This is a genomic window from Streptomyces sp. NPDC127108 (assembly GCF_042677545.1).
In the GTDB taxonomy this organism is placed as follows: Bacteria; Actinomycetota; Actinomycetes; order Streptomycetales; family Streptomycetaceae; genus Streptomyces.
The window spans coordinates 54,840-63,297 of the sequence record NZ_JBHXTE010000056.1 but is presented as its reverse complement, the minus strand read 5'-3'; the positions used below and the strand labels follow the sequence as shown (position 1 = coordinate 63,297).

The following is an 8,458-nucleotide window of genomic DNA, read 5'->3' as shown; positions in this document are numbered from 1 at the left end:
GGCTCAGGCAGGACGAGCCGGGCGGGCCGGGTCAGGCAGGACGGGCCCGGGGGCGGGGGTGCCCCCGTCCCCGGGCCCGTCTCGGACTACCGGCGGCCCAGCGCCCGCTTCAGCCGCTTGCCGGACGGCGACTCGTCCATCGTCTTCCACAGCTTCGCCGAGCTGGTGGACGTGTAGACGCCGGGAGCGCCCTGGTCGCCGCAGCCGTCGCCGTAGGAGACGACGCCGATCTGGATCGGGTCCTGGCGGCCGGGCACGGTACGGAAGATGGGGCCGCCGCTGTCGCCCTGGCAGGAGTCCTTGCCCTCGACCCCGGCGCAGAAGTTGACCTTGGAGCTGTAGCCGTTGTAGCTGACCTTGCACTCGTTGTGGGAGAGGATCGGCACCTTGACCTGGCGGAGGCGGTCCGGGGTGTGGGTCATCGCGGTGTCCGTGTTGCCCCAGCCAGCGACGGTCGCCTTCTGGCCGGGGCGGAGCAGCGAGTCGGTGCCCTGGGTGGGCAGCTTGACCGGGCTGATGCCGCGGACCGGCTTGTCGAGCTGGATGAAGGCGACGTCGTACGCCTCCTGGCCCTTGAGGTAGCGGGGGTGCACGACGATGCTGCCCCGGCTGCCGGTGCCCTTCGTCTTGGCGTTGCGTATCTGGCCCTGCCCGCTCTTGGAGAGGACCGTACGGCCGACGGCGACCTGCACGGTCTTCGCCTTGACCGGCTTGCCCGCGTCGTCGACGAGGCAGTGCGCGGCCGTCATGACGACGTCCGCAGAGATGAGGCTGCCGCCACAGAACTGACGGTCGAAGGCGCTGCCGGAGCCCTTCTCCAGGACGGCCACCATGAACGGGTAGGCGTCATTGGAGACTTCGGTGCCGCCGATGATCGCGTTGGCGGCGGGCGCGCTGGTCGCTACCAGCGCGAGGGCGGTCGCGGCCGTCGCGGAGGCGAGGGCGGCGCGGGGTGCGCGGGACGTGCGGCTCGTGCTGGTGGTGTCGTCGGCCGCGCGGGCGGTGCGAGAAGGAAAGGAAAGTCTCATGGGGGTTGAATTTCTCTTTCGGTGGATTTGTTGAGTTTTGCAGCGCCTTGTCGAACACCTTGTGGAGCCGGTACGGGACCGGCGTGCGTGCCGGTACGGGACCGGCATAGGTGGAGATTCGGGCGCCGAAGAGTGAGAGGGCACCGCACGGGGGCGGGTTCACCCCGGCGCGCGGATCTTTAGGTCAATGGTTCGCGCGAGTCGGATAGTTCGGGCATGTCGCCCTGCCCGTCGACCCGCCCCGCAAATTTGTGCGGAGGTTCTGGGGAGGTGTGGCGATCGTCCGGTGCCTCCGCCCGCGCGCCGCGGTGACCTGCCCGCTCCGCCTCAAGTTCCGCTCGCCGCCCCGGGAACCGCTCCCGTACCTCCTCGCGTCGTCCTGGTGCCTGACGGATGGGCGTACGGGGCGCGGCGGGGCGAGTGGGGCGGGGGATTCCGTTGGCGGGAAGTCGTCGCCCGAAAGGGTTGTGTGCAAAGTGAGTTGGTTCGCGATTGCACACCTGGGTGCGGCGATGTATCCCCGGCCTGACGTCGGAACCAAGGGGCCCGTATTGCGCGTGAATAACGATGAACCGTGTGAGGTTCGCTATTCATAACGCGCCTTGAGGGGCTTATGTGCTGCTGATACGGTGCGATGGCTTGACACCGCGCCTGGGGCTGACGGGCCGATGGAACCCCGGCCGAGGCGTATGCGAGTCGCATGTGGGTGTCTCAAATGACGGATTTTTCTGGGTCGTACGGGGAGCGGTTGCGTGAAGATCCAAGAGCGTACGGGGGCGGGCAACAACCGTTCCGCCGTGTCGGCTCCGGCGGGCGTCGGTGAGCGCCTTCCCACTGCGCCTCGCGAGCGCAAACCGGCGCTGGCCGCTCTGGCCGTCCTGCTCATCCTGGTCGGCGCACTCGGCGCGACGGTGCTCGTGCTGCGCGCGGGCGACCGGGTCGAGGTCGTGAAGGTGACGGAGCGGATCGCGCCGGGCGAATCGGTCACCAAGGACAACTCCACCTCGGTGATGGTCGCGGCGGACTCGGACGTGCACTACGTCAAGTACTCCAAGCTCGGCGCGCTGTCGAAGCTCAAGGCCAAGACCACCCTGTACCCGGGCACCGTCGTCGTGGGCGAGATGTTCGACGACAAGGGCGGGCTCCCCAGCGGCAAGGCCTCCGTGGGCCTCTCGCTGAAGGAGGGGCAGTACCCCTCCACGCTCCAGCAGGGCGACACCGTGGCCCTCTACCGCGTCGCCGCCAACGGCTCCTCCAGCTCCAGCGACGACGACAAGGGCACGGGCGGCGGCAGCTCCTCCGGTCGTACGCCGCTCGTCGCCGACGCCCGGGTCGGCCTGGTCAACAGCAACAAGGACTCGACCATCAGCACCGGCAACCTGAGCATCACCGTCCTCGTCGACAACGAGGACGTCGCCGCCGTCACCAGCGCCGCGTCGCTCGGTGAGGTCGCCGTGGCGGTTGTCCCCGGCACCGGCAACTAGAGGCGAGTAGAGGAGACATGGCCCTCATCGCTCTCGCCGCCGACAAAGGCTCCCCCGGCGTCACCACCGCCGCCGTCGCACTCGCCGCGGTGTGGCCCCGGCGGGTCCTGGTCGCGGAGACCGATCCCGCGGGCGGCGACCTCGTCTACCGCAGCGCCGCCGCGCACGGCGGCCCGCTCAACCCGAACACCGGCATGCTGTCCATCGCCGCGACCGCGCGCCGCGGCCTCGTACCGGACCAACTGTGGGACCACACCCAGCCGTTGTCCGGCGGACTCGAGGTGCTCGTCGGGCTCGGCACGTCCGAGCAGGCCGCCGGGCTCGTCGGGATCTGGCCGACGCTCGGGCGCGCCTTCGCCCAGCTCGCCGACTCCCCGAACGCCCCGGCCGACGTCATAGCCGACTGCGGCCGCATCGCGGGCGACAGCCCCGCGATCGAGCTGTTCCCGCACGCCAACCTGGTCCTGCTGATCTCGCGTACGGAGCCGGAGGCCATCGCCCGGGTACGGGACCGGGCCGCCGCGCTCTCCGCGAAGCTGCACGGCGGGCCGCGCGGTGCCACCCTCGCCACCCCGCTCATCGGCGTCGTCCTGATCGCCGACCCGGGCAACTCGGGCAAACTGGTGCACCAGGTCAACGAGATGCTGATGGCCGCGCAGACCGGCGCCCGCGTCGTCGGCACCCTCGCCGACGACCCGGCGGGCGCCGACCAGCTGGCCGGGCGCAAGCGCGGCCGGCTCGACAAGTCGATGCTGATCCGGTCGGCCCGCAAGGTGACCGTCGACCTGTACCAGCAGTACGGCGCGGCCTGGGCCAATCCGGCCGCAGGCCCGGCCGCGGGCCCGACGGCGGGTGCCGGGCGATGAGTGCCGTCGACCACCAGCTGGTGAAGCGGTTCCGGCAGGACGCCGGTGACCGCATCGCCGAACAGCGCCGCCTCGACCAGGTCTCCGGCGTCACGCCGATGTCCAGCGAGGACGAGCGGCAGTACGCCCGCGCCGTCATCGCGCAGATCCTGGAGGAGTACGCCCGCGGCGAGATCAACGCCGGGCGCACCCCGCTGGACGCCGAGACCGAGGAGCAGTACGCGGCCGCCGTGCACGCGGCGCTCTTCGGCGTCGGCCGGCTCCAGCCGCTCCTGGACGACCCCGAGGTCGAGAACATCGACATCAACGGGTGCGACCAGGTCTTCGTCGGGTACGCCGACGGGCGCGAGGCCAAGGCCGAGCCGGTCGCCGAGACCGACGAGGAGCTGATCGAGCTCATCCAGATCCTCGGCGCCTACTCCGGTCTGTCGTCACGGCCCTTCGACTCCGCCAACCCCCAGCTCGACCTGCGCCTGCCCGACGGCTCCCGGCTCTCGGCCGTGATGGACGTGGCCCGACGGCCCGCGCTCTCGATCCGTCGCGCGCGCATGGGCAAGGTGTTCATGTCCGACCTGGTCGGGAACGGGACGCTCACGCCGGACGTCGCGCACTTCCTGGCCTGTGCCGTGCGGGCGCGCAAGAACATCATGATCGCCGGGGCCACGAACGCCGGGAAGACCACGCTCCTTCGCGCCCTCGCCAACGAGATCCCGCCGCACGAGCGCCTCATCACCGTCGAGCGCGCCCTGGAGCTCGGCCTCGACACCTTCGCCGATCTGCACCCCAACGTGGTGGCGTTCGAGGAGCGCCTGCCCAACTCCGAGGGGCAGGGCCAGATATCCATGGCGGAACTGGTCCGCCGGTCGCTGCGCATGAACCCCTCCCGCGTCATCGTCGGTGAGGTCCTCGGCGACGAGATCGTGACGATGCTGAACGCGATGTCCCAGGGCAACGACGGCTCGCTCTCCACGATCCACGCCAACAGCTCCAGCGAGGTCTTCAACAGGATCTCGACGTACGCGCTCCAGGCCTCCGAGCGGCTGCCCATCGAGGCCAGCCAGATGCTCGTCGCGGGCGCGGTGAACTTCGTCGTCTTCATCCAGCGGCGCAACAACTACCAGACCGGCGGCAAGCTCCAGCGCATGGTGACCTCCGTCCGCGAGGTCAACGGCGTCGACGGGCGCGTGCTCTCCAGCGAGGTCTTCGCGGAGGCGCCGGACGGCCGGATCGTGCCGCACGCGCCGATCGCCTGCATGGACGACCTCGCCGCATTCGGCTACCGGCCCGCCGGGCAATGGGGGTGAGCACGACATGAACGCACTCGGCTCCATGGGCGGCGTGTTCTCGCTGCCCGTCCTCTACGGCCTCGCCTGCGGCGTCGCCGTCGGCGGCGGCCTCGCGCTGCTGCTCGTCGCGATCCGCGGCCTGCCCGTCAAGGCGGCCCACGAGAAGCAGCGCGCCAGCCAGCGGATGAGCGAGCTCGTCCGCTTCGTCGGGCAGCGCGGCTCCATCGCCATCGGCGTCGGCCTTGTCGTGCTGCTGCTCACGCGCTGGGCGGTGGCCGGCATCGCGTCCGGCATCCTCGTCTTCTTCTGGGACAAGCTGTTCGGCGGCGCCGCCGAGGAGCGGCTGCAGATGAAGCGGGTCGAGGCGCTCGCCGCCTGGACCGAGTCGCTGCGCGACACCATCGCGGGCGCGGTCGGCCTGGAGCAGGCCATCCCGGCGTCCGCGCGGGCCGCGGCGCCCGTGCTTCGGCCGCACCTCGACGCCCTCGTCGACCGGCTGCGGGCGCGCACCCCGCTGCCCGAGGCCCTGCAGGTCCTCGCCGACGAGATCGACGACGCCTCGGCCGACATCATCGTCGCGGCGCTCATCCTCAACGCCAAGCTGCGCGGCCCCGGCCTGCGCCAGGTCCTCGGCGCGCTCGCCAAGTCGGCGCGCGAGGAGGTCGACATGCGTCAGCGCGTGATGGCGCAGCGCGCCTCGACCCGGCGCTCGGTGCAGATCGTGGTCGCCGTCTCCATCGCCTTCGTACTCGGACTCTCGATCTTCAACCGCGAGTTCGTGTCGCCGTACAGCACGCCCGTCGGACAGCTCGTCCTCGCCTGCGTGTGCGGTCTGTTCGCGCTCGGCTTCTGGTGGCTGCGCAAGCTGTCGACGGTCGAGACGCCGGACCGTTTCCTCGTCCGTGACGAGCCGGGCGTGCAGTTCGTACGTCCCCGGGGCCCCGGCGGCGCGCCGCTGCCCGGCGCCGTGGGCCCCGAGGGCGCGCCGGGCCAGCAGCCGCTGCCGCCGCACGCCAACTCCACCGAGGGGGTACGCCGGTGAACCTGACCATGCCGATCGTCATCGGCGCGACGCTGGGCCTCGGCATCTTCGCCCTGGTCCGCGCGCTGATGCCGACCAAGCGCAGCGCGGTCGCCACGGTCGCCCGGATCGACGCGATGCGGGCACGCGGCGCGGCGTACGAGTCCTCGCACCGCACCGCGGACGCCGAGGACACCGGGCGGCTCGGCACGCTGCGGGCCCGGGTGGGCGCGCGGGCCGCCGAGTTCTACGTCCAGCAGGGCTGGGAGCTCAGGTCGCTGCGAGCCGACCTGGCGGTGCTCGACCGGAGCTGGGAGAAGTTCCTGGCGACGAAGGTGCTGCTCGCGGCCACGGGCGTCTTCTTCGGTCCGTTCCTGTTCGCGATCATCTGGACCCTCGGCTTCGGCCGCAGCCCCATCATCCCGGTGTGGCTGGCGCTGATGTTCGGGGTGCTCTTCTTCTTCCTGCCGGACCTCGAAGTCCGGCGGGACGCCCAGGAGAAGCGGCGTGACCTGCGGCGCGTCATCGGCGCCTATCTGGACCTGGTCTCCATGAGCCTCGCGGGCGGCCGCGGTCTGCCCGAGGCGCTGATGGCGGCCGCCGAGGTGTCCGACGGCTGGGCGACACAACGCATCCGCAACGCCCTGTCGGACGCCCGGATCACCGGCATCAGCCAGTGGCAGGCGCTCGGCTCGCTCGGCGAACAGCTGGGCGTCGAAGAGCTCAAGGACCTCTCCGCGTCGCTCGCCCTGGTCGCGGACGACGGCGCGAAGGTACGCGAATCGCTCGCCTCCCGCGCCGAGACGATGCGCCACCGCGAGCTCGCCGAGATCGAGGGCAGCGCGGGCGAGAAGTCACAGTCGATGCTGGTGGCACAGCTGTTGCTGTGTGCGGGATTCCTGGTCTTCCTCATCTTTCCGGCGGCGATGCGCGTGTTCCAGGCCTGAACCCCTGAGCCCCCGCGACGGGGGAACGTCCATCCACAGACCCGTACATCCCCCCACACACTCTGCTTTCGAGAGGACAACTCACCATGAACGGACGGAACTTCAGCACCGGCATCCCGGCGGTCGACTTCCTCGTGACCTTCCTCCAGGGCCGCGTGCAGCGCGCCCGCTCCGGCGAGCTCGACCGGGGCGCGTCCGCGGTCGAGTGGGTGATCATCTCGGCGGTCGTCGTGGCGATCGTCGGCGTGGTCGCCGCGATCATCAACAACGCGCTCAAGGGCGGCGCCGACAAGGTCAGCGACTGCATCGAGGGCGCCGACGCCAGCAAGACCTGCTGAGCGGACGGCTGCAGCGGACATGAAGGACGACGGGGGCGGGAGCGGGCGAGGGGTGAACCGCGACCGGATGCCGGGATTCGTGCGCCGAAGAGTGGAGGCCGCCTCCACCCGCGGCGAATCCGGCATGACCGCGATCGAGTTCGTGCTGCTCACCCCGGTCCTCTTCTTCCTGATCTTCGCGACGGTGCAGTTCGCGCTGTACTTCTTCGCGGACCACGTGGCCCAGGCCGCGGCCCAGGCGGGCGCGCGCAAGGCCCGCGCCACGGCCGACGAGAACCCGGGCGGCTGGCGGGGCGAGGCGACCGACGTCGTCGACGCCTACATCCGCCAGCTCGGCCCGAAGCTCGTCCTCGGACCCGACGTGAAGACGCTCCAGCCGGAGCAGAACACGGTCGGCGTGGAGATCACGGCCGATGTGCCGTCGGTGTTCCCCGGGCTCGACCTGAAGGTGCACGCGCGGTCTTCGGGGCCGGTGGAACGGTTCGTCGAGGAGGAGGGGTGATGCGGGGGGTGCGGGTGCGACGCGTGGGGCTCGGGAGACGGGGCCCGGCCGCGGGCCGGGGACTCCCGGGTGACCGGGGGCTGTCGACCGACCGAGGGCTTTCGGCCGACCGAGAGCTGTCGAGCGACCGGGGGCTTTCGACCGTCGAAGTCGTCATCCTGGCGCCGGTGATGATCCTCTTCATCCTGGTCCTGGTGGCCTTCGGACAGCTCGTCGACGGCCGGGGGGCCATCGACGGGGCGGCCCGCGACGCCGCCCGCGCGGGCTCCATCCAGAAGGACCAGGGCACGGCGATGGCCGAGGCGCGCAAGGCGGCCAAGGCGGACCTGGAGGACGTCTGCTCGGGGCCCGTCCACGTCGTCCAGAAGAGCGCGGGCTTCAAGCCGGACACGCTCTTCACGGTCGAGGTGAGCTGCGAGGTGCGGGGCCTCGAGATGCTCGGCCTCGACATCCCGACGACGCTGGAGGCGAGCTTCAGCTCTCCGCTGGATCCGTACCGGAGGTCGGCGTGAACGCGGCATGCGCGCGGGTACACCGCTGGCTCGACGCCCGCCGGGCCCGCCTGGACGACCGGGGCTCGGGAGCGGGCGCCGTCATCGTCTTCGCGCTCGTCTTCCTCACCCTGTCCGCGTTCGTGATCGACGGCGGCCTGTCCATCTCCAAGCGCGAACGCGCCGCCGACATCGCCGAACAGGCCGCCCGGTACGCCGCGCAGGACCTCGACACCGAGGGCCTGTACGAGGGCGCGAAGGGCGCCCCCATCAACTACGAGAACTGCGACGCCCGGGTCAAGAAGTTCGCCCGGGAAATGGGCCTCACCGGCCCCGACGTGGCCGCCACCCACTGCGTCACCGCCACCGCCGAACAGGTCGAGGTCGAGGTCGAGATGACCTACAGCCCGGTCTTCACCGGGATGTTCTTCGGCGGCGACGTGACGGTGCACGGACGGGCGGCGGCGGAGAACGAGATCGGATAGACGGGCGCCG

Annotated in this window: 10 protein-coding genes; 9 read left to right on the top strand and 1 reads right to left on the bottom strand. The window is 71.1% G+C overall.

The features are described from left to right. Window positions 1-86 precede the first annotated feature (86 nt). Window positions 87-1,028: a S1 family peptidase gene (locus tag ACFVHO_RS35145; protein ID WP_385723885.1), complete on the bottom strand. Its 942-nt coding sequence runs from the start codon at window positions 1,026-1,028 to the stop codon at window positions 87-89. Window positions 1,029-1,780: 752 nt separating this feature from the next. Here ACFVHO_RS35145 and ACFVHO_RS35140 point away from each other — a divergent pair. The 9 genes from ACFVHO_RS35140 (at window position 1,781) to ACFVHO_RS35100 (ending at window position 8,448) form a co-directional block, all read left to right on the top strand. After that, the gene (locus ACFVHO_RS35140; RefSeq protein ID WP_385723882.1) at window positions 1,781-2,512 is read left to right on the top strand and encodes a hypothetical protein; all 732 of its coding nucleotides are present in this window, start codon (window positions 1,781-1,783) and stop codon (window positions 2,510-2,512) included. A 17-nt stretch (window positions 2,513-2,529) separates the two neighbouring features. After that, on the top strand, window positions 2,530-3,378 hold the full coding sequence (locus tag ACFVHO_RS35135; protein ID WP_385723880.1) for a hypothetical protein: 849 nt from the start codon (window positions 2,530-2,532) through the stop codon (window positions 3,376-3,378). Beyond that, on the top strand, window positions 3,375-4,682 hold the full coding sequence (locus ACFVHO_RS35130) for a CpaF family protein (RefSeq protein ID WP_385723878.1): 1,308 nt from the start codon (window positions 3,375-3,377) through the stop codon (window positions 4,680-4,682). The genes ACFVHO_RS35135 and ACFVHO_RS35130 overlap by 4 nt, the downstream gene beginning before the upstream one ends. A gap of 7 nt (window positions 4,683-4,689) precedes the next feature. Then, entirely contained in the window at window positions 4,690-5,706 is a 1,017-nt protein-coding gene (locus tag ACFVHO_RS35125) for a type II secretion system F family protein (RefSeq protein WP_385723876.1), read from the top strand. Next, window positions 5,703-6,632 (top strand): type II secretion system F family protein, encoded by a 930-nt coding sequence (locus tag ACFVHO_RS35120; RefSeq protein ID WP_385723873.1) that lies wholly within the window; start codon window positions 5,703-5,705, stop codon window positions 6,630-6,632. The genes ACFVHO_RS35125 and ACFVHO_RS35120 overlap by 4 nt, the downstream gene beginning before the upstream one ends. An 86-nt stretch (window positions 6,633-6,718) precedes the next feature. Next, window positions 6,719-6,970 (top strand): hypothetical protein, encoded by a 252-nt coding sequence (locus tag ACFVHO_RS35115; RefSeq protein WP_030363318.1) that lies wholly within the window; start codon window positions 6,719-6,721, stop codon window positions 6,968-6,970. Between the two features lie 67 nt (window positions 6,971-7,037). Further along, window positions 7,038-7,472: a TadE family protein gene (locus ACFVHO_RS35110; RefSeq protein ID WP_385723894.1), complete on the top strand. Its 435-nt coding sequence runs from the start codon at window positions 7,038-7,040 to the stop codon at window positions 7,470-7,472. After that, on the top strand, window positions 7,472-7,984 hold the full coding sequence (locus tag ACFVHO_RS35105; RefSeq protein WP_385723870.1) for a TadE/TadG family type IV pilus assembly protein: 513 nt from the start codon (window positions 7,472-7,474) through the stop codon (window positions 7,982-7,984). The genes ACFVHO_RS35110 and ACFVHO_RS35105 overlap by 1 nt, the downstream gene beginning before the upstream one ends. Continuing rightward, window positions 7,981-8,448 (top strand): TadE/TadG family type IV pilus assembly protein, encoded by a 468-nt coding sequence (locus ACFVHO_RS35100; RefSeq protein WP_385723868.1) that lies wholly within the window; start codon window positions 7,981-7,983, stop codon window positions 8,446-8,448. Before ACFVHO_RS35105 ends, ACFVHO_RS35100 begins: the two co-directional genes overlap by 4 nt. The last annotated feature ends 10 nt before the right edge of the window (window positions 8,449-8,458 follow it).

Coding starts and splice junctions, on each gene's coding strand:
- ACFVHO_RS35115 (WP_030363318.1), top strand. CDS start 6,719: ATGAACGGACGGAACTTCAGCACCGGCATCCCGGCGGTCGACTTCCTC.
- ACFVHO_RS35135 (WP_385723880.1), top strand. CDS start 2,530: ATGGCCCTCATCGCTCTCGCCGCCGACAAAGGCTCCCCCGGCGTCACC.
- ACFVHO_RS35130 (WP_385723878.1), top strand. CDS start 3,375: ATGAGTGCCGTCGACCACCAGCTGGTGAAGCGGTTCCGGCAGGACGCC.
- ACFVHO_RS35105 (WP_385723870.1), top strand. CDS start 7,472: ATGCGGGGGGTGCGGGTGCGACGCGTGGGGCTCGGGAGACGGGGCCCG.
- ACFVHO_RS35125 (WP_385723876.1), top strand. CDS start 4,690: ATGAACGCACTCGGCTCCATGGGCGGCGTGTTCTCGCTGCCCGTCCTC.
- ACFVHO_RS35110 (WP_385723894.1), top strand. CDS start 7,038: ATGCCGGGATTCGTGCGCCGAAGAGTGGAGGCCGCCTCCACCCGCGGC.
- ACFVHO_RS35145 (WP_385723885.1), bottom strand. CDS start 1,028: ATGAGACTTTCCTTTCCTTCTCGCACCGCCCGCGCGGCCGACGACACC.